This window comes from Mesorhizobium sp. B264B1B, assembly GCF_020165765.1.
In the GTDB taxonomy this organism is placed as follows: Bacteria; Pseudomonadota; Alphaproteobacteria; order Rhizobiales; family Rhizobiaceae; genus Mesorhizobium.
This window is the reverse complement of sequence record NZ_JAIUIS010000012.1, coordinates 42266-58723: the sequence shown is the minus strand read 5'-3', so window position 1 is coordinate 58723 and position 16458 is coordinate 42266. Positions and strand designations below refer to the sequence as shown.

Here is a 16458-nt window from a genome sequence, read left to right as displayed (position 1 = left end):
AAAATTGAGGCCCGGACTGGCCGGGCCGCGTCGCTCAGGCGGCGAAGGGCAGGAAAGAGGGCCCCCGACCTATTCCCCGCCGCCGAGCGAATGGATGTAGACCGCCAACTCCTTGACCTTGGTCTCGCCGAGACGCGCGCCCCACGCTGGCATCACGCCCTGCTTCGGTGCGCGAACCTGGTCGGCGATTGCCGTTTCGCCCGACCCGTAGAGCCAGATCGCGTCGGTCAGGTCGGGCGCGCCGAGCTCCCTGTTGCCTTTCGCATTGTCGCCGTGACAAGCGACGCAGTTTTCGGCGAAGACCTTGGCGCCGAGTTGAATAAGAGTTGCATCGCGGACCTTGCCGGACAGGCTGGCGACGTAGGCGCTGACCTGGGAGATCTGGTCGGCGGTGATGATGTCGCCGAAGGCCGGCATTTCCGACAGGCGCGTGTCCGGATCTGAAGCGAAGCGGATGCCGTGCGTGATCGTCTGCTGGATCTGCTCGGCCTTGCCGCCCCACAGCCAGTCGTCGTCGTTGAGGTTGGGAAAGCCCTTGGAACCCTGGGCGCCGGAGCCGTGGCACTGCGTGCAGTTAACCTTGAATGCGGCGCCGCCGGCCGCGACCGCGAATTCCCGCAAGACATCGTCCGCGGCGATTTCGGAGATGCTTTTCGACTCCACCGCCGCGACGTACTTGCCCTTCGCTGCTTCCGCCGCCGCCAGCTCGTTCTTGACGTCATTGCGGCTCGAATAGCCGAGAACACCCGTTGTCGCCGAGTGCAGCAGCGGCCATGCCGGATAGGCGATGGTGTAGCCGATCGCCCACACGATGGTGACGTAGAACGTTGTGACCCACCAGCGCGGAAGCGGGTTGTTCAGCTCCCTGATGCCGTCCCATTCGTGACCGGTGGTTGAGACGCCAGAGATTTCATCGATGTGCTCGTCGCTCATGATCACTCGTCCTCAAGGGGAATCCGGGCAGCTTCGTCGGCCAGCTTGCGGCTGCCAGGGCGCAGGGCAAAGACAATTGCTCCGACAAAGAAGAGTGCCATGGCGACCAGACCCCAGCTGTCAGCAAACTCCCGCATCAAATTGTAATCCATGGATAAACTCCTCAACGGTAGCCGGCGGCTTCGTCGTAGTTCTTGAAGTCGACCAAGGTCCCGAGCATCTGGAGATAGGCAACCAGGGCATCCATTTCGGTCACCTCCTGCGGATTGCCGTCGAGGTCACCGACCTTGGCTTTGGGATAGCGCTTCTCGAGGCCGGACGTGTCGGCATTCGGGTCGGCCTGCGCCTTCAAATCGGCATTGGCGTTGGCGATCATGTCGTCCGAGTAAGGGACACCAACGCGCGCGTTCGCAACCAGGTGCGTCGAGAAGTTCTTCACCTCGATCTGCGCGTCCTTCAGGAAGGCATAGCTCGGCATGACCGATTCCGGGACGACCGAGCGGGGGTCGGCAAGGTGCGCGACGTGCCAGGCATTCGAATAGCGGTCACCGACGCGGGCGAGATCCGGCCCGGTGCGTTTGGATCCCCACTGGAAGGGGTGGTCGTACATCGACTCCGCAGCCAGGCTGTAGTGGCCGTAGCGCTCGACTTCGTCGCGGAACGGCCTGATCATCTGGCTGTGGCAGAGGTAGCAGCCTTCGCGCACATAGATGTTGCGCCCGACAAGTTCGAGCGGCGAGTAGGGGCGCATGCCTTCCACCTTCTCGATCGTGTTGTCGAGATAGAAGAGCGGTGCGATTTCAACGATGCCGCCGATTGTCACAACAAGAAGGGAGCCCACAAGAAGAAGCGTGGCGTTCTTCTCGATTAGTGCATGTCTATCCATCAAGCCCATGTTCTGGCTCCTTATTCGGCAGGCTGAAGGGCGGGAACGGAGCCAGGCATCGGTTGCTCCTCGCGCTGGTGGCCGAGGATGGTCATGGCGATGTTCCAGGCCATGACCAGGGCGCCCGAGAGGTACATGGCGCCACCGATGGCGCGCATGACGTAGTAGGGGTGCATGGCTGCGACCGTTTCGGCGAAGGAGTAGACCAGGAAGCCCTGCTCGTCGTATTCGCGCCACATCAGGCCCTGCATGATGCCGGACACCCACATGACCGCGGCGTAGACGACGATCCCCAGGGTCGCCAGCCAGAAGTGCCAGGTAACCAGCCGCAGTGAATAGAGCCGGTTACGGTTCCAGAGCTTCGGCACCATGTAGTAGATCGCGCCGAACGAGATCATGCCGACCCAGCCGAGCGCACCGGAGTGCACGTGACCAATGGTCCAGTCGGTATAATGCGATAGCGAGTTGACCGCCTTGATCGACATCATCGGGCCTTCGAAGGTCGACATGCCGTAGAAGGCGATGGCCATCACCATCATACGGATGATCGGGTCGGTGCGCAGCTTGTCCCAGGCGCCGGACAGCGTCATCAGACCATTGATCATGCCGCCCCAGGACGGCATCCACAGCATGATCGAGAACACCATGCCGAGCGTCTGCGCCCAGTCGGGCAGGGCGGTGTAGTGCAGGTGATGCGGCCCGGCCCAGATGTAGAGAAAGATGATCGCCCAGAAATGGATGATCGAAAGCCGGTAGGAATAGACTGGCCGGTTCGCCTGCTTGGGCACGAAATAATACATCATGCCGAGGAAGCCGGCGGTGAGAAAGAAGCCGACCGCGTTGTGGCCGTACCACCATTGCGTCAGCGCATCCTGGACCCCCGAAAAGGCGGAGTAACTCTTGGAACCGAGCAAAGAGGCCGGCATCGAAAGGTTGTTGACCACATGCAGCATCGCGATGGTCACGATGAAGGACAGGTAGAACCAGTTGGCGACGTAGATGTGCGGTTCCTTACGCTTCAGGATCGTGCCAAGGAACAGGATGAGGTAAGCGACCCAGACGATAGTCAGCCAGATGTCCACGTACCATTCGGGTTCGGCGTATTCGCGGCTCTCGGTGATGCCGAGCAAGTAGCCTGTCGCGGCCATTACGATGAAAAGCTGGTAGCCCCAAAAGACGAACCATGCGAGATCGCCGCCAAACAGGCGGGCGCGGCAAGTGCGTTGCACGACGTACAATGAGGTGCACAGCAGCGCATTACCGCCGAAGGCGAAGACGACCCCGGAAGTGTGCAGCGGCCGCAAGCGGCCGAAATTGAACCAAGGCTGAATGTTGAGATCGGGGTAGGCCAGCTGCAGCGCGATAACCACGCCGACCAGCATGCCAACCACGCCCCAGAACATTGTGGCGATGGCCCCGTAGCGGATCGGACCGTCCATGTAGGCGGAAGGGTCGATCGGTGCGGTCACTTCGAAGCTTGAGTTGCGAATGAGGATGGCGACAAAACCGAGCAGCACGAAGAACAGCACCCACATGTGCTGCCGGAATGGCTGGTCCACGCCGAAGCCGGCGGCCACCAAAGCCGCGAATGTAAAAAGGCTCAACGCGAAGATTTGTGTGCCGAACTTCATGACATATCCCCGACCTCGGATTCCCTGCGCGGGCGCCAATCCGCGGCAACACCAATTCCGCAGCCGGCACGTCGCCGCCTTGATCCATGTCAAAGTCATTTGCATTTGGAGTGGGCAGGCTTGGTCCTGCGAACGATCAGGAGATTGCCGTTGAACTCGCAGACAGCAGGGGGACCATTTCCGCCGCATGCAGCCGGCAAAAATTCGATACCGACAGCGTTTGCTGCGGTGATGAAACGTGCACACCTAGAAAAACTGCAGCTCTGCGACGTCTTGGAAAGGATCGCGGACACGTTGCCCAAGGTCGACACGTTGGCGTGCCTGAGCGTAGCCAACGCAATCGTTCCGCTGTTGCGCGACAGTCATCGATACGAAGAGACGGTCATCTTTCCCGCCTACGAGGCCGCGTTGGCCAGCAGTGATGCCGACCTTGGTTCAGCAAGGCGATTGAGCGCCGAGCATATCGAGGACGAGTGCTTTGCCGGTGAGGTGACCGAAATGTTGCTGGCGATCGGCCACGGCAAGACGATCGACAACGCCGAGGCGGTTGGGTTCATGCTGCGCGGTTTCTTCGAAAGCCTGCGCCGGCATATCGCCTTCGAGCGCGAGCATGTCCTGCCGATGATCGGGTTTGTCGATTGAGCCTAGGCGCCGGAGCGGCTCTGCAGCCGATTCAAGCTATCGACACTAACATGCCGATTGTTCTCGATGCGGATCACGCCATCTGATCGCAGCCGGCTCAGCTGACGGCTGACAGTCTCGATCGTCAGGCCGAGGAAATCGGCGATGTCGGCGCGGGTCAAAGGCAGGTCGAAACGTGTCGACTGGGCGGTCGGATCAAGCGTGGGGTCGATGTTCTTGGCGATCATGAGAAGGAAGCTCGCCACCTTTTCCGAAGCACTCTTGCGGCCCAGCATCACCATCCAGTCGCGGGCATCATCGAGTTCGTTCAGCGTCTGCTTGAAGAGACGATGCTCCAGTCCCGGCGATTGCTTCATCATCCGTTCGATGACGGCCCTTGGAAACGAGCACAGGGAGACCGCGGTTGCGGCTTCGGCGTTGATCGCGCTTTCCACCTTGAAGGGCCGGCCCAGAAAATCGGGAGCAAATTGAAGCCCGACAATCTGCTGGCGTCCGTCCGAAAGGCTCTTCGTCAGCTTGACCACGCCGGAAAGCACATTCGCGTAACTGTCGATGGCCTCGGCATCACCGATCAATTCCACGCCCGCTTCAACGGTATGCTTCGATGAGGTCTTGGCGAGGCCCACCAGTTGGTCCGGATCGAGCGCGCCGCAAACGCCATGATGCCGCGCTTCGCATGACTGGCAAAGCACGGGAATGCCGGCGCTATGTACATCCTGACGCACTGTCATCGTGGTCGTCCGCGAACCCAAAGTACTGGCAGGATATAGTATCGGCCCGAGAAATCCGTTGCGGCAGTTTGTCCGCGGCGAGATATCATTGACCGAGATCAAGGCTGCCATTGTCCGATGTGAGCAGGATCGTGCAATACACATCGGAGCAGATATCGAGATGCGGCCAGAATTAATTGCCAGGCTTGGTGAAAACGTGCCGCGTTATACGAGCTACCCGACGGCGCCGCATTTTCATCCGGGCGTCGATGCCGCCGTTTGTCGCGACTGGCTGAAGGCGCTCAACAAGGGCGACGAGATCTCGCTCTATCTGCACACCCCTTATTGCGACAAGCTTTGCTGGTTCTGTGCGTGCCACACCAAGCAGACACGCCATTACGAACCGGTCACCAAATATCTGAGATCACTGCATGCGGAGATCGCCACCGTCTCAAGTCTCGCCGGAGGCAAGGGCCGGGTACGTGCCGTCCATTTCGGTGGCGGCTCACCGACGATGCTCAAACCACAGGACATGGTCGCGCTGGGAGCCGTTCTGCGCAACTGCTTCTCATTTCTTCCCGGCGCCAAGATCAGCGTCGAAATCGAACCCAACGATATGGACGAAGCCCGCCTCGACGCACTTGCCGAAATCGGCATGACGAGGGCGAGCCTCGGGGTCCAGGATTTCGATCCGAAGGTGCAGAAGGCCATCAATCGCGAACAGACCTTCTTGCAGACCAAGACAGTCGTCGACGGCGTTCGGTCACGCGGCGTCGAGTCGGTCAACCTGGACCTGCTTTACGGCTTGCCGCACCAGACCAGGGAGAGTGTCTTGTCCACTGTCATGCAGGCGCTGACGCTCGAACCCGATCGGATCGCCCTTTTTGGCTATGCCCATGTGCCATGGTTCAAGAAACATCAGACAATGATCGACGAGGCCTGGTTGCCAGGCCCGGAGGAGCGGTTCGCTCAATCGCAACTGGCAGCTCGCGCCATACTCGACCAGGGATACGAAGCAATCGGGCTCGACCATTTCGCCAAACCGGGCGATGCGCTGGCGCTTGCTGCGCACGCGGGGATGTTGCGTCGTAACTTTCAGGGCTACACCGAGGATCGCTGCGAAACCTTGATCGGCCTCGGCCCGTCATCCATCAGCCAATTCCGGCAAGGCTATGTACAGAACATGCCTTCGACCGCCGAGTATGGCCGCATGGTGGATGACGGTGGGTTGGCTGCGGTCCGCGGAATTGCTTTGTCCGACGACGACCGCGCTCGCGGGTGGATCATCGAGCGGCTGATGTGCGATTCCGGCTTTTCAGCGATCGACCTGGTCGAGCGCTTTGGCGAAGCTGGCCAAAGGCTTCTCGGCAGAGCGAGTTCCACCGCCCTTCTTGACCCTGCCCGGTTGCTTGAACTTGACGGTGACCGCTTCGTCGTGCCGTTGGAAAGCCGCCCCTTTGTCAGAAGCGTCGCGGCGAAGTTCGACAAGTATTTCGAAACCGGCAAGGCGAGGCATTCCGTGGCGGTCTGAACATCGGCTGCGGTCAGAAATGCTCGCCCAAATCGTATGGAAAGGCCTACATCCCGATCTGGACAGCGCAGATCGTCGACCGCGTCAGGAACCGCTTCTCCCTTCCGTTGTCCAGCGAGAACATGCCGCCTCGGCTTGGCACCACGTCGATAATGAGATCGTTATGCTTCCAGGCCTCGAATTGCGATGCGCCGATGTAGAACGGCGCATCACCGATATGGCCGAGCAAGACATCGCGATCGCCGACGATCAATTCGTCCAGCGGATAGCACATCGGCGAAGAGCGGTCGCAGCAGCCGCCGGATTGATGGAACAGCACTGGACCGTGCTCGGCAACGATCTCCGCGATCAGTTCAAGCGCTGCCGGCGTTGCCGTGACCTGGTATGCATTAGGTTTTCGATCCAGCTTGGGGCGCGGTCCCCTGCGGAGCCGCGCCCTTGAGCCGATCAGAAGAAGCCAAGCTTCTTCGGGCTGTAGCTGACCAGCATATTCTTCGTCTGCTGGTAGTGGTCGAGCATCATCTTGTGGGTCTCTCGGCCGATGCCGGACTGCTTATACCCGCCGAAGGCCGCATGCGCGGGATAGGCATGGTAGCAGTTGGTCCAGACGCGGCCAGCCTGGATCGCGCGGCCGAAGCGATAGGCACGGTTGGCGTCGCGTGTCCAGACACCGGCACCGAGGCCGTAGAGCGTATCGTTGGCTATGCTGAGCGCTTCGTCGTCGTCCTTGAAGGTCGTGACCGATACCACCGGCCCAAAAATCTCCTCCTGGAAGATGCGCATCTTGTTGTGACCCTTGAACACCGTAGGCTGGACGTAGTAGCCGCCGGCCAGATCGCCGGGCAGAAGACTGCGCGCTCCACCGGTCAGCAACTCGGCTCCTTCCTGGCGGCCGATATCGATATAGGACAGGATCTTTTCCATCTGCTCGGACGAAGCCTGGGCGCCGATCATCGTTGCCGGATCGAGCGGATCACCCTGCACGATCGCCTCGACGCGCTTGAGGGCGCGTTCCATGAACCTGTCGTAGATCGATTCCTGGATGAGCGCGCGGCTCGGGCAGGTGCACACCTCGCCCTGGTTCAGCGCGAACATGACGAAGCCTTCGACCGCCTTGTCGAAGAAATCGTCGTCTTCGGCGACGACATCCTTGAAGAAAATGTTGGGTGACTTGCCGCCGAGCTCGAGCGTCACCGGGATCAGGTTTTGGCTGGCATACTGCATGATCAGCCGGCCCGTCGTTGTCTCGCCGGTAAAGGCGATCTTGGCAATGCGCGGCGACGAAGCCAGCGGCTTGCCGGCCTCGAGGCCAAAGCCGTTGACGATGTTGAGCACACCCGGCGGCAAAAGATCGCCGATGAGATCGGCCCAGAGCAGGATGGCAGCCGGGGTCTGCTCGGCAGGTTTCAGGACGACGCAATTGCCGGCCGCCAACGCGGGAGCAAGTTTCCAGCATGCCATCAGCAACGGGAAGTTCCACGGGATGATCTGGCCGACCACGCCGAGCGGCTCATGGAAATGATAGGCGACAGTGTCGTCGTCGATCTGCGAAAGGCTGCCTTCCTGGCCACGCACCGCGCCGGCGAAATAGCGGAAATGGTCGATGGCCAAAGGCAGGTCGGCCGCGGTCGTTTCGCGGATCGGCTTGCCGTTGTCCCACGTTTCGGCGCATGCGAGGAGATCGAGGTTTTCCTCCATGCGATCGGCGATGCGGTTGAGGATAAGGGAGCGCTCGGCCACGCTGGTGCGCGCCCAGGCGTCCTTGGCGGCATGGGCGGCGTCCAGGGCCGCCTCGATGTCCTGGCCGTCCGAGCGCGCTACCTCGCATAGCAGCTGGCCATTCACCGGCGAGAAGTTCTCGAAATAGCGGCCAGAGCGGGGCTCGGCCCGTTTGCCACCGATGAAATTGCCATAGCGCTTGTCGAAGGGCGCCTTGACCGAGCGTGAGAATTCAACCTTGTTCATGCGTCTTCCTCCCAAAGCTGACGTCGCGGGATGCGACGCTTCGAAAGACACTTGCGATTTTCGGCGGTGCTTGTCACCGCGCCGGTCACGCTGGTCGGGTAGGATGTGTCGCAGAATTGCGACAGTTATGAGAGCTTGGGCGTCAGTGTGACCGGCGGACATCCAGACGGTTGAGCTTGCGGTGAAGCGTCGCCCGGCTGATCCCAAGCGCCTGAGCTGCGGCTGAGACGTTCCCGTCAGCGCGCGCGAGCGCACGCTGGAGGGCTCCACGCTCTGCCTCAGCGAGAACTTTAGGGCCGATCTCAGCCCAGCCGAGCAGATCGGCGGCAGGCATTGGTTTGTCGAAACACTGCTGTGTGATGCCAAGCGCCAGGCGGGCCGAACGGGTCGCGCCGACCACGAGATCGTCCGCGTCAACGGCGATCAGCGCGCCAGAGCCTTTGTTGGTCACCGGCGCCAGCAGAATTCGCGCCTTCGGGAATGCCATCTTGAAGTTCTCAATCTCGATCCGGTGCACCGCGTCGACCACAGCCATCGAGATGAGATTGACAAAGGCTTCGGTCAGATCAGCCCGGCAGGACGACACGTCAAGCACGGCTACAAGATTCCCCTCATGATCGTGGATCGGAGCGGTGGTGCAACTGAGCAGCGTATTGCGCGTATGGAAATGCTGGTCGCGGTGAATTGTCAGCGGGCGTCGCTCAACCAGACAGGTGCCGATCCCGTTGGTGCCCTGCCTTTCCTCATTCCAGACGGAGCCAGTCCACAAACCCCAGGAATAAAACGTCTCGTCGTCCACGAGCGCGCCGCGCCGTTCGACAGGCACGCCGTCGCGATCGGCGAGCAGGACACAGCATCCCACGCCGCCTACTGCGAGATAGAGACGGTCGAGACTCGCTTGGGCAGCGCAAATGAGAGGTTCGATTCGTTGCCGGGCCTGTCCCAGTTCGGCCTCCGTCAGATAATGTGGAGGCCTGCAATCGGCTGGTTCGAGTCGATGCAAATTGGAAGACCGTCGCCAGGAGGCAACCAGGGCGGATTTCGCCGCAGCGTCCGACGCAATCGCCGCCTGGATGCGGTCGGCATGATGACCGAATAGATCTTCTCCCATGCTTATCCTCCCAACTCTGATGTCTTTCCTCCCGGTCTGCGGTTCGATCAGGTCATAGTCAATTCGTCCAAAGAAGCAGAAAGGCAGATCTCTCCCTCCTGCTGATCGTCGGCCAAATCATGGCTGACCCGATCGTAAGAGCGTACCAACAGAATGCCCGTACAGTATTGATCGGGAGCAAACCTGAGCACCAACTGGTCAGAAATGCTCGCCCGCCTTGGACGGTCCGATGCGGTGCCGGCTGCGATGAGACAGGCGGTCGACCAGCCGATGAGCAAGAACCCGTTAACGCATTCGAGTGCCGCCAGGACACGCCACGCAAGGGCAGGCACTATGTCGCCGTAGCCAACAGTCGAGAAGGTGATGGTGGAAAAAGTACAATGCAGTTTCAAAGTCGGCGAAGATGTTGAGCATCCGGTACAACCCCGCCCAAAGCCAGATCTTTGCCGTCATGACGGCAAAGAGACCCATCACCACGCGTCATCGCGACGATGCGGCTGCGGCGCCCGTGCATGCGAAAACGGGACACAAGGCACCCCCCACCGGGTGTGTGACCTCGATGAGGCCAAAGATATGAATCAGTACCGTCAGGCTGATCACGATGGTACCGATAAGGAGATTGAGAGCCACAGGCGAGTCTCTACCATTCGAGCTCACGACCAGACGTCGTGCGAGATCAAATCTGTAACGGGCATGCAGTGTCGTTGCCCCTCCCGAAGCCGCCCTGACTGATGCTCTGGAATTGCCGCCCCTTTGTCTCGGCCCAAGTGAGGTGAAGAGCGTTGAGGCGCCAAAACCAAACTCAATGTTGAATTACCTCGGCCCAAAGCTTCTTGGCGAAGCCGCGCTCGTCGAGTGCCCAAGTATCACCCGTGACCACAGCTTTGCCGTCCTGGCATTTGTAGGAATAGACGGTATCGTGGCCGCTCGCCGCGGCCGGCACGAAGTCTTCATTCGGGTTCGCCTTGCAGAATTCGTCAGCGCCAGGATTGTCGCGTGAGGCGTTCATCTTGGTGCAGGGCAGATTGGCGCCCACGAAGCAGGCCAGCAGCTTGCCATTCATGCAGCGATAGTGAACCTGGGTTTCGAGTTCCGGTTCCTCCGGCACGATCTTGGCATCTGGAAACAGCTTTTTGAACGCCCTGACCGTGCCGGCGTAAAGCGCGTGCGAATAGGGGAGGACCTCGTCGTCGTTCTTCACTTGGCGGCAGAGCTTGTAGAGATCCTTCGCCGGCGCCGCCATAGCGCTGCCGGTGGCGATGGCGAGCAACGCTAATGCCGACAGCGTAAAGAACCCCAGAGTTGAAAAACGCAAAAGAGATGTAAGGCGCAAAGCAGACATTTTGATATCCTCAGGAGAACACGCAGGGTTTGGCGTCGGGGCCGCAGATCAGGCGCCTGGCGAACTGGATGACAGCGGCGCGCAGACGGATGGTCACCAGCCAGTAGCCGGCACCGTATCCAGCGGCCATCATCAGCGGTAGTGCCAGCGCGAAGGCACTAGCCGGACGGGGTGCTGTGGATGCGGGGCCGATATAGACCGCCATCGTGACGAAGGCGCCGACGACATAGAGCCAGATCGATCGGGACCCGACCAGCCGGCGCACGATCTCAATGCCGACGGCGAAGACCAACATCAGATACGTGATGCCCAAAGTGTCGAGCAGGGCATCCGTCAGGAAGGACTGGTGGCCGATCCAGGTGTTCGCCACAAACCCAGCACCTAATGAGAAGAGACGCATCAGCCCGGCGACAGGAAAGCCGACCGCGTAAGGCACCGTGAGCATGGCCAGGTAGAAGAAGGCGATCGTGGCGACTATGTCAAAGGCGATCTTGAGCAAGGTTTTCAGGGCCGGGCGCATCTCGCCATCCTTCTTTGCCGTCCGCCATCGGCGGTCAGCCTTGTCTCCCGCCCCTGTAGCCCCGATCGAATTCGTTTCGTCATTTAGGTAATCAGCTTATCGTCAATGCGTCAACAATTAATTGATTGCCTAATCGACTTGCTGTCGTGTAGCATTGTCGTATGTCCATCCAACTCATCTTTGAGGCGCTGTCCTCGCCGGTACGCCGCAAGATCCTTGCCTATGTTGCGCATCACGAACTAAGCGCGGGTGACATCGCCGGGCGCTTCGACATGTCGAAGCCGTCGATCTCGCAGCATTTGCAATTGCTTGAGCATGCCGGCCTGGTGTTGAGCGAAAAGCGCGGCAAGTTCGTCTATTACCGCCAGGCGCCTAACACGCTGGCCTCGACGTTAACCGGCTTTGTGCAGGAGATCTGCCCGGTAGGCCGGCCGATCCGCCGCGAGAGCAAGGCACTGGCCAGGAAGGCAAAGGCGCCCGGCGCCAAGGATCAGCAAGTCGCCAAAATCCCGGTGGCAAAGGCCTCAGCCGCGAAGAGCTTGGCTGCAAAGGCCAAGGCGACGGCATCCGCGCCGCCGAAACGCGCAAGGCCCAGAACCAACAAGGTCAAGGAAAGGACTGCCTGATTGCCGCTGTCAATCCTGAATAGGGCCGGCGCGGCTGTGAATGGGCGGGCAGCAGAAAGGAGAGAACCATGCTTATGACCAGATCGGTCATGCTGAAAAGGCAATCCAGCTCGGACAGCCATCGCCGCGCCGGGGCTAAGCGTTCGCTCGCGGTCCTTGTCGCACTGGCGTCGTTCCTGCCGGCAGCCGTCCAAGCCAAGATGCCGAACGACTTCCTCGGCAAATGGTCGACCGATCCGCTGCGCTGCGAGCAGGAGAACGGGGAAGTCGATGTGCTGGAGGTTCTGCCGTCGGGATTGACCTTTTATGAGGTCGGCTGCGAATTCGGCGAACCGCACGTTGACGGAAAAACGCTGCGCGTTGCCGCCCAATGCTACAAGGGCGGCAGCCCGATGAGCGCAGGCACGGTCGAGCTCTCGCGTTCGGAGCCCAACAGGATAAGCCTGTCCCTGCACGGCTTTTCCTGGTCGTCCGATGATCCGGAAACATTCCAGCGCTGCCGCGCGCGATGAGCCGGATGAAATTGCGCTTCGCCTGACCGCCCTTGCCCGGAGAACTGTGGAGAAGTAATCTCCAAGCCCAGATCCTCATCACAGAGGCGATCAAGGCGAGCGCATCGTCCGTCGCCGGCTTCAAGGAAAGCCAGCGAGGTTTCGGAACATCAAGGCACCGCGGCGAAGGATGATTTGAAGATCCGGCCGCGACATGTCCGCAATGGCACTCGGCCGCACTCTCAAGCTCTTCGGCGAGAGATTCTCGGGTCATGGCACCGTTTGGCCGTACTGAAGACGACAGGGCCAGCGACATCTTTCTGAGTCCTACAAACGGCTGGTGCCGAATACAGTCGCCTTGTGCTCGTCCATCATCCAATCGACTGGCTCTTTGACGGAGGCGCTGTGAACGATGCTTTGACCTCTCGTGCAATCCTGCACCTCTTCGGCCACAAGCACAGACACCGTGCCGTGATGGAGGCAGTATATCCGCCTTGGAGCGGGCGCGGTGAAGCCTTCGCGGCACGACCAGCCGTACGATCCTGGCTACAACCTCATCCGTCTCGAATGCGGCGTTTCGGCTGTCTTATCGGCGAGCACTTCCATGGTTGCGCCGGGTCGTTTCTGAAGAGCCAAGCTCGACAAAGATTGCACGCTCAAAACAAAAAGATCCGGGGCTTAGCTAGGCGCGTCCATAAAGCCGCTGGTTGAGATAAAGCAGCAGGCTACTGGAGACGCCCGCAATGACGACGAGCAGGAAAGTGAGCGCCATGATGAGGTCTATGTTGTGCAAGCCGATTGCGTTCATCAGGAGGAAACCGAGGCCGCGCTGTGAGGCGAACATCTCGCCGAGCAGCGTCCCGATCAGCGTCAGCGAAAAGCCAATCCGGATGCCGGCGAAGATCTCCGGCATGGCGGCCGGCAGGACGATGCGCGCGATCATGTCGGCAGGGTTCAGGCGCATGACGTGCCCGGTCTTGACGTAAACGCGCTTGACGTTTCGCACTGCATTGATCGTGAAGAGTGCGATAGGAATGACGCCGTGGATCGTGCCGAATGCGACCTTCGCCGACATGCCAAGCCCAAAGGCGAGCAGCAGGATCGGGTAGAGCGTGATCTTGGGGATCGAATAGACTGCGACGAGCATGGGCTCGAGAACCTCGGCGATGGCGCCGTTCAGGCCAAGCGTGAAACCGATCGCGAGGCCGATGACGACCGCCAACAGGAGCGCGAGGCCGAAGGCCTGGGCGGTCTCGGTAAGATGAACCCAGAACTGCCCGGTTGTGACGAGATGGGCCGTGAAGCCGAGCGTCTCGAGCGGCGAGCGCAGCGCGACCTCTCCCACGATCCAATAGAGGATCTGCCAGAAGACGAGCAGCGCGACAACGAGGGTGACGCCGTTGCGCAGGCCGTCGGGAATATGGAAGTCCTGTGCGGCTGACCGGGTCTCGGTCGACGCAACCGTATCGACCTTGCCGGAGACGACCGCGTTGAGAGGCAGTTTGCTGCTCATCGAAGCCCCCGCCGGTTCATGAGCTTCTTCTCCCAGCGGGCGAGAAGCGCGTTGATGGTGATCGAAACGATCAGGATCAGCAGAATGAGCGGATACATGATCGCATTGTCGAAGTTGTTGTAGGCGAAGCTGATCTCGTAGCCCATCCCCCCCGTCGACATGATGAATTCGGCGCCGATGATGCCGATCAGCGAATAGGCGACGGCGAGTTTGGCCCCCGTGAGGATATAAGGTGCTGCACAAGGCAGGGTGATGCGCCACGCGGTCTCGACCGCAGACATATGGCCCATCTTGGCGGTCTTGAGGAACACCCGCGGCACCCGGTCCAGGCCATTCAACGTATTCACGATGACAGCGACGACGCCCAGCATGGTTCCGATGAAGATCTGCGGTGCGTCACCAAGCCCGAAGAGGATAATCAGGAGCGGGTAGAAAGCAAAGACCGGGATCGCATAGTAGGTCGCGAAGACCAGGTCGAGTGTGTCGCGCACACGCTCGAACTGATGGATGACGATAGCACTCGCGACCCCGGTGACAACGGCAATGACGAAGGCGATTGCGGCGTTGCCCAACGTCTTGGCAATCGCGGCATTGAGCGCGCCCGAGGCCAACATCTTGACGAGATCGATGACGATGCGGTGCGGCGGCTGCATCGTGAGGTGGGGGATGACCCCAACAAAGCACAAGACTTCGAGCAGGCCGACGAAGCCGACGACGATACCGATCCGCCAGAATGTGGCGCTCTTCATGCCGCCCCCTCCATCTTGCCGATCGCCTTGAGCGATTCCTCGCGCAGCGAACGCCAGAGCCGGGCTGTAATTGTCCCGAAGCGCTCCTCCTGCACGATGCGGCTGTCGCGATCCTTCGGCCAGTCCGTTTTAACGATATCGATGAGCCGTCCGGGTCGGGCCGACATCACCCCGATGCGATCGGCAAGCATGGCGGCTTCATCGAGCGCATGGGTGATGAGGAAGACCGTCGCGCCGGTCTTGCGCCAGAGGTTCAGCACCTCATCGCCCATCAGGAGGCGGGTTTGCTGGTCGAGCGCGCCGAACGGTTCGTCAAGCAGAATGAGCCGCGGCTCCGTCACTAGCGTCCGGGCGATGCATACGCGTTGGCGCATACCTCCAGACAACTGGGCAGGATAGCTCTTGGCAAAGAATGTGAGCCCCATCATCGCGAGCGCCCGCGCGATCCGTTCTTCGCGCTCCTGATGCGAAATCTTCATGCGCCGCAGCCCGAAGGCAATATTGTCGGCGACCGTAAGCCAGGGGAAGGAGGCATCTTCCTGGAAGACGACGCCGACGCCATCCGGTATCTGGCCGGCGATCGGCCGGCCTTCGAAGGTGACTTCGCCGCGGGTCGCGGTCGAAAGTCCCGCGACGAGTTCCAGTAGGGTAGATTTGCCGCAGCCGGACGGCCCCACCACGGCGAAGAATTCGCCCTGCTTCAACTCAAGATCGATCGCGCCGAGTGCGTGAACGGTGTCACCCGGCCGTCCCGGCCGGGTGAACACCTTGTCTACGCCGCGCAGCGCGACCTGTGCGCTTTGCGAAATGGTCATTTCAATTCCTTGATATCGTCTGGCAGGAACTGGGTATCGATTATTGCCTTGAGGTCGACGTCGCCGCTCAGGGCGCCGATCATCTTCTGCACCTCGACGGACTTCTCTAGCCCGTCCAGGTGGATCTGCCCCGTGCCCCAATATTCGATGCCGTTGGTACGGCTGTCCACGAGGTTCTTGACCGCGCTGCGCGCTACTTCTGGCTCGAGATTATACACCTTGGCGATGATGTCGCCTGCCTCATCGGGATTCTGCGCCATGAACTCCACCGCGCGACGGCGGGCGCGGATCACCGCCTTGATGAAATCGCCCTTTTTCTCGGCCGCCGAGCCAGCAGCGGCACCGAGCACATTGGCGATGGGCGGCAGCAGATCGGAGGCCTTGGCGATAGGCCGATACTTGTCCTTGAACTTCGACCACAGCGGTTCTGGAATGGGCGCGACGTCGACAAGCCCGGTGTCCAGCGCCGCAACGCCTTCGCCGAAACCGCCAGTCTTCACGAGCTCGGCGTCTTCAGTCTTGAGGCCGCCAGCCTGCAAGACCAGCGCTGCCAAGCCTTGGCTGGTGGAGCGAGGGTTGGTAAAAGCGATCTTCTTGCCCTTCAGGTCCTTGACCGATTGGATCGGCGAATCCGGCTTCACTGCCCAGATGAATTCTGCAACTGTCAGCACGTTGTCGCTGATGATCTTGATATCGGCGCCCTGCTGGATCGCCGCGATGATGGCATTCGGATTGACTTCCGCATATGGCGCGTCGCCAGCGAGCATATTGCGCAGCGTCGTGCCGCCGCCGGCCGAGGAAAGGATGCCTGTAACGTCGGCGCCCTCTTCCTTGAAGAAGCCCTTCTCCATGGCCACGGCAAAAGGCATTCCGTTTGCCGAGACGCCGTAGTTGCTCACAACGATCTGTTCGGCTTGCGCCGTGCCCGCCAGCGCCAGGCTGGCCGCAGCGAGAACCGCTAGACGCGAGAATGCATTCGATACTTTCATAAGT

19 protein-coding genes are annotated in these 16458 nt (G+C 60.5%); 4 read left to right on the top strand and 15 right to left on the bottom strand.

Annotation, left to right across the window (positions count from 1 at the left end):
- Positions 1 to 69: 69 nt before the first annotated feature.
- From ccoP to ccoN, 4 genes are read right to left on the bottom strand one after another with little or no spacing between them, the layout of a single operon-like run.
- Positions 70 to 933, bottom strand: a complete 864-nt coding sequence (gene ccoP / locus LB547_RS22965; RefSeq protein WP_140522800.1) for a cytochrome-c oxidase, cbb3-type subunit III — start codon at positions 931 to 933, stop codon at positions 70 to 72.
- A 2-nt stretch (positions 934 to 935) separates the two neighbouring features.
- Positions 936 to 1085 (bottom strand): cbb3-type cytochrome c oxidase subunit 3, encoded by a 150-nt coding sequence (locus LB547_RS22960; protein ID WP_140522798.1) that lies wholly within the window; start codon positions 1083 to 1085, stop codon positions 936 to 938.
- A gap of 11 nt (positions 1086 to 1096) precedes the next feature.
- On the bottom strand, positions 1097 to 1828 hold the full coding sequence (gene ccoO, locus LB547_RS22955; RefSeq protein WP_140522795.1) for a cytochrome-c oxidase, cbb3-type subunit II: 732 nt from the start codon (positions 1826 to 1828) through the stop codon (positions 1097 to 1099).
- 11 nt (positions 1829 to 1839) lie between these two features.
- Positions 1840 to 3450, bottom strand: a complete 1611-nt coding sequence (gene ccoN, locus LB547_RS22950; RefSeq protein ID WP_140522793.1) for a cytochrome-c oxidase, cbb3-type subunit I — start codon at positions 3448 to 3450, stop codon at positions 1840 to 1842.
- 231 nt (positions 3451 to 3681) lie between these two features.
- Between ccoN and LB547_RS32695 the strand changes: the two genes are divergently transcribed.
- On the top strand, positions 3682 to 4092 hold the full coding sequence (locus tag LB547_RS32695; protein ID WP_140523385.1) for a hemerythrin domain-containing protein: 411 nt from the start codon (positions 3682 to 3684) through the stop codon (positions 4090 to 4092).
- Positions 4093 to 4094: 2 nt separating this feature from the next.
- Here LB547_RS32695 and LB547_RS22940 read toward each other — a convergent pair whose 3' ends face one another.
- On the bottom strand, positions 4095 to 4823 hold the full coding sequence (locus LB547_RS22940; RefSeq protein ID WP_140522791.1) for a Crp/Fnr family transcriptional regulator: 729 nt from the start codon (positions 4821 to 4823) through the stop codon (positions 4095 to 4097).
- A 160-nt stretch (positions 4824 to 4983) separates the two neighbouring features.
- Here LB547_RS22940 and hemN point away from each other — a divergent pair, with 160 nt between their 5' ends.
- Positions 4984 to 6333 (top strand): oxygen-independent coproporphyrinogen III oxidase, encoded by a 1350-nt coding sequence (gene hemN / locus LB547_RS22935; RefSeq protein ID WP_140675466.1) that lies wholly within the window; start codon positions 4984 to 4986, stop codon positions 6331 to 6333.
- A 46-nt stretch (positions 6334 to 6379) separates the two neighbouring features.
- On the opposite strand, the gene LB547_RS22930 is transcribed toward hemN, so the two are convergent.
- The 6 genes from LB547_RS22930 to LB547_RS22905 all read right to left on the bottom strand — a co-directional run bounded on the left by LB547_RS22930 (position 6380) and on the right by LB547_RS22905 (position 11271).
- Positions 6380 to 6739 carry a DUF779 domain-containing protein gene (locus LB547_RS22930; RefSeq protein WP_140675469.1) on the bottom strand — a complete coding sequence of 120 codons (360 nt, stop codon included), beginning with the start codon at positions 6737 to 6739 and terminating at the stop codon, positions 6380 to 6382.
- 41 nt (positions 6740 to 6780) lie between these two features.
- The gene (gene adh / locus LB547_RS22925) at positions 6781 to 8298 is read right to left on the bottom strand and encodes an aldehyde dehydrogenase (protein WP_140522785.1); all 1518 of its coding nucleotides are present in this window, start codon (positions 8296 to 8298) and stop codon (positions 6781 to 6783) included.
- A gap of 142 nt (positions 8299 to 8440) precedes the next feature.
- A complete protein-coding gene (locus LB547_RS22920) occupies positions 8441 to 9409 on the bottom strand; it encodes a GAF domain-containing protein (RefSeq protein WP_140522783.1) in 969 nt (322 codons plus the stop codon).
- Positions 9410 to 9456: 47 nt separating this feature from the next.
- Positions 9457 to 9741, bottom strand: a complete 285-nt coding sequence (locus tag LB547_RS32690) for a hypothetical protein (RefSeq protein ID WP_264297145.1) — start codon at positions 9739 to 9741, stop codon at positions 9457 to 9459.
- Positions 9742 to 10211: 470 nt separating this feature from the next.
- Entirely contained in the window at positions 10212 to 10751 is a 540-nt protein-coding gene (locus tag LB547_RS22910; protein WP_140522781.1) for a hypothetical protein, read from the bottom strand.
- A 10-nt stretch (positions 10752 to 10761) separates the two neighbouring features.
- Entirely contained in the window at positions 10762 to 11271 is a 510-nt protein-coding gene (locus tag LB547_RS22905) for a hypothetical protein (protein ID WP_140522779.1), read from the bottom strand.
- 161 nt (positions 11272 to 11432) lie between these two features.
- On the opposite strand from LB547_RS22905, the gene LB547_RS22900 reads away from it, so the two are divergent.
- Together LB547_RS22900 and LB547_RS22895 are read left to right on the top strand one after the other, a co-directional pair.
- Positions 11433 to 11897, top strand: coding sequence for a metalloregulator ArsR/SmtB family transcription factor (locus tag LB547_RS22900; RefSeq protein WP_210239480.1), 465 nt, complete (start codon positions 11433 to 11435; stop codon positions 11895 to 11897).
- Positions 11898 to 11965: 68 nt separating this feature from the next.
- Entirely contained in the window at positions 11966 to 12409 is a 444-nt protein-coding gene (locus tag LB547_RS22895) for a hypothetical protein (protein WP_140522777.1), read from the top strand.
- A 661-nt stretch (positions 12410 to 13070) separates the two neighbouring features.
- Here the strand turns inward: LB547_RS22895 and LB547_RS22890 are convergent.
- From LB547_RS22890 to LB547_RS22875, 4 genes are read right to left on the bottom strand one after another with little or no spacing between them, the layout of a single operon-like run.
- Positions 13071 to 13901 (bottom strand): ABC transporter permease, encoded by an 831-nt coding sequence (locus tag LB547_RS22890; protein WP_140522775.1) that lies wholly within the window; start codon positions 13899 to 13901, stop codon positions 13071 to 13073.
- On the bottom strand, positions 13898 to 14650 hold the full coding sequence (locus tag LB547_RS22885; RefSeq protein WP_140522773.1) for an ABC transporter permease: 753 nt from the start codon (positions 14648 to 14650) through the stop codon (positions 13898 to 13900). The genes LB547_RS22890 and LB547_RS22885 overlap by 4 nt, the downstream gene beginning before the upstream one ends.
- Entirely contained in the window at positions 14647 to 15465 is an 819-nt protein-coding gene (locus LB547_RS22880) for an ABC transporter ATP-binding protein (RefSeq protein ID WP_140522772.1), read from the bottom strand. Before LB547_RS22880 ends, LB547_RS22885 begins: the two co-directional genes overlap by 4 nt.
- The gene (locus tag LB547_RS22875) at positions 15462 to 16454 is read right to left on the bottom strand and encodes an ABC transporter substrate-binding protein (RefSeq protein ID WP_181167710.1); all 993 of its coding nucleotides are present in this window, start codon (positions 16452 to 16454) and stop codon (positions 15462 to 15464) included. The genes LB547_RS22880 and LB547_RS22875 overlap by 4 nt, the downstream gene beginning before the upstream one ends.
- Between the last annotated feature and the right edge of the window lie 4 nt (positions 16455 to 16458).

Coding starts and splice junctions, on each gene's coding strand:
- ccoP (WP_140522800.1), bottom strand. CDS start 933: ATGAGCGACGAGCACATCGATGAAATCTCTGGCGTCTCAACCACCGGT.
- LB547_RS22960 (WP_140522798.1), bottom strand. CDS start 1,085: ATGGATTACAATTTGATGCGGGAGTTTGCTGACAGCTGGGGTCTGGTC.
- ccoO (WP_140522795.1), bottom strand. CDS start 1,828: ATGGGCTTGATGGATAGACATGCACTAATCGAGAAGAACGCCACGCTT.
- ccoN (WP_140522793.1), bottom strand. CDS start 3,450: ATGAAGTTCGGCACACAAATCTTCGCGTTGAGCCTTTTTACATTCGCG.
- LB547_RS32695 (WP_140523385.1), top strand. CDS start 3,682: ATGAAACGTGCACACCTAGAAAAACTGCAGCTCTGCGACGTCTTGGAA.
- LB547_RS22940 (WP_140522791.1), bottom strand. CDS start 4,823: ATGACAGTGCGTCAGGATGTACATAGCGCCGGCATTCCCGTGCTTTGC.
- hemN (WP_140675466.1), top strand. CDS start 4,984: ATGCGGCCAGAATTAATTGCCAGGCTTGGTGAAAACGTGCCGCGTTAT.
- adh (WP_140522785.1), bottom strand. CDS start 8,298: ATGAACAAGGTTGAATTCTCACGCTCGGTCAAGGCGCCCTTCGACAAG.
- LB547_RS22920 (WP_140522783.1), bottom strand. CDS start 9,409: ATGGGAGAAGATCTATTCGGTCATCATGCCGACCGCATCCAGGCGGCG.
- LB547_RS22910 (WP_140522781.1), bottom strand. CDS start 10,751: ATGTCTGCTTTGCGCCTTACATCTCTTTTGCGTTTTTCAACTCTGGGG.
- LB547_RS22905 (WP_140522779.1), bottom strand. CDS start 11,271: ATGCGCCCGGCCCTGAAAACCTTGCTCAAGATCGCCTTTGACATAGTC.
- LB547_RS22900 (WP_210239480.1), top strand. CDS start 11,433: ATGTCCATCCAACTCATCTTTGAGGCGCTGTCCTCGCCGGTACGCCGC.
- LB547_RS22895 (WP_140522777.1), top strand. CDS start 11,966: ATGCTTATGACCAGATCGGTCATGCTGAAAAGGCAATCCAGCTCGGAC.
- LB547_RS22890 (WP_140522775.1), bottom strand. CDS start 13,901: ATGAGCAGCAAACTGCCTCTCAACGCGGTCGTCTCCGGCAAGGTCGAT.
- LB547_RS22885 (WP_140522773.1), bottom strand. CDS start 14,650: ATGAAGAGCGCCACATTCTGGCGGATCGGTATCGTCGTCGGCTTCGTC.
- LB547_RS22880 (WP_140522772.1), bottom strand. CDS start 15,465: ATGACCATTTCGCAAAGCGCACAGGTCGCGCTGCGCGGCGTAGACAAG.
- LB547_RS22875 (WP_181167710.1), bottom strand. CDS start 16,454: ATGAAAGTATCGAATGCATTCTCGCGTCTAGCGGTTCTCGCTGCGGCC.